The organism is Herbaspirillum sp. B65 (assembly GCF_000333555.1).
GTDB lineage: Bacteria > Pseudomonadota > Gammaproteobacteria > Burkholderiales > Burkholderiaceae_D > Herbaspirillum > Herbaspirillum rubrisubalbicans.
In genome coordinates this window covers 1-1,681 of sequence record NZ_BADI01000555.1, presented here as the reverse complement: position 1 = coordinate 1,681, position 1,681 = coordinate 1, and the positions used below count along the sequence as shown (strand labels likewise).

Here is a 1,681-nt window from a genome sequence, read left to right as displayed (position 1 = left end):
CAGGCCTCGTTCTCGGCCTCCCCGGTGCCCGAGCCAAGCCAGGAGCCGACCCCGGCCGCCCCGGTGAACGTGCAGGCCGAGGCCGCCGCCCAGGTCGAAAGCGGCGTCAATTCGGTGGAAGCCGTCGCTGCTGCCGCAGCCGAAGCGACCGAAGCCGTGTTCTCGCACCAGCAAGCCATCGAACCGCCGGCGCCGTCCATCGACGCCAGCTTCGCCCCGACGCCGGCCTTCGAACCGGTGCAGGCAGCGGTGGCCGCTCCGGCTGCCTCCGAAGCCCCGGTCGAAGTGGTTGCCGCACCGGCCCCGGTGGTACCGCAGCAGATCAGCCTGCTGGATGCCGTCGAAGCCAGCCCTGCCGTGGTTGCCGAAGCTTCGGCTCCGGTCGCTCCGGCACCGGTAGTTGCTGCACCTGCCGCAGCTACTACCCCTGCTGCTGCCGGCAACGGCGCCCAGTGGGACTCGCTGCAGCAGATGCTGTCGCACGCCGGCCTGACCCTGGCCACCACCGACCCGGTCAAGCTGCGCGCCGCCCAGGAAGCGGCTGCGGCCATCGTGCCGGCACCGCGTGTGCCGCGCGAGCGCAAGCCGCTGCCGCCGCAGTCGAGCGAGCCGCTGGTGCAGGTGGAAACCCGCCGTTGATGCCGGCAGGGTGGGTCAGCCATGACCCACCGATTGCAGATCGACCACGCGAAAGGTAGAAAGGGAGCTTCGGCTCCCTTTCTCATGTCTGCTTGGCTGCAGCAAGGTGGCATTTACCCCTTGTCATCGGCAATAGACACCCTATTTGGTGACAGTTGGGGGGCTGCGGCAACGATACAGTCATCCTCACCGGCCACTGCCGCGCTGACCAGATGGCGCCAGGGCCGCGCCAGTGGTGGCATGGGCGGCCCGGCTCAGCCGCAAACCGGGCATATATGAATGATCGTGCATCTACCCCCGTGCGCCTCCCGTGCTATCGTTAGCTACCTGTGACTCCGCCAGCTCGTATGAACAAACGCGTCATTCCCATCGTCGACGTCCGGCCCGCGCCCTTCGCCAGCAAGGCTGGCGCCGTGACGCCATTGGCGGTGCAGCCCAGCGGCTGGCTGGGTGACAGCCTGGGGCGTCCCCTGCATGACCTGCGCATCTCGGTCACCGACCGCTGCAATTTCCGCTGCGTCTACTGTATGCCCAAGGATGTCTTCGACAAGCAATACCAGTTCCTGCCGCATTCTGACCTGCTGAGCTTTGAAGAACTGGCCCGCGTGGCCGCGCAGTTCGTGGCCCATGGCGTGCGCAAGATCCGCCTGACCGGTGGCGAGCCGCTGCTGCGCAAGAACATCGAAACCCTGATCGCCCTGCTGGCTGCCCTGCGCACGCCCGACGGCCAAGCCGTCGACCTGACCCTAACCACCAACGGCACCCTGTTGAAGCAAAAGGCCCAGGCGCTCAAGGACGCCGGCCTGCAACGCGTGACGGTGTCGCTGGATTCGCTGGACGACGCCAGTTTTCGCCGCATGAATGATGTCGATTTCCCGGTGGCGCGCGTGCTGGAAGGTATCGAGGCCGCCCACGCAGCCGGGCTGGGGCCGATCAAGATCAACATGGTGGTCAAGAAAGGCGTCAACGACGATCAGATCCTGCCCATGGCGCGCTACTTCAAGGGAACGCCGGCCATCCTGCGCTTCATCGAATACATGGA

1 protein-coding gene and 1 pseudogene are annotated in these 1,681 nt (G+C 66.5%); both read left to right on the top strand.

Translation table 11 applies throughout. The features are described 5' to 3' along the window. Positions 1-639 (top strand): annotated as a pseudogene (locus tag I5W_RS13505) (ribonuclease E/G); the annotation flags it as partial. A gap of 347 nt (positions 640-986) precedes the next feature. Then, on the top strand, positions 987-1,681 hold a 695-nt coding region (locus I5W_RS13500), incomplete at its 3' end, for a GTP 3',8-cyclase MoaA (protein WP_044529618.1).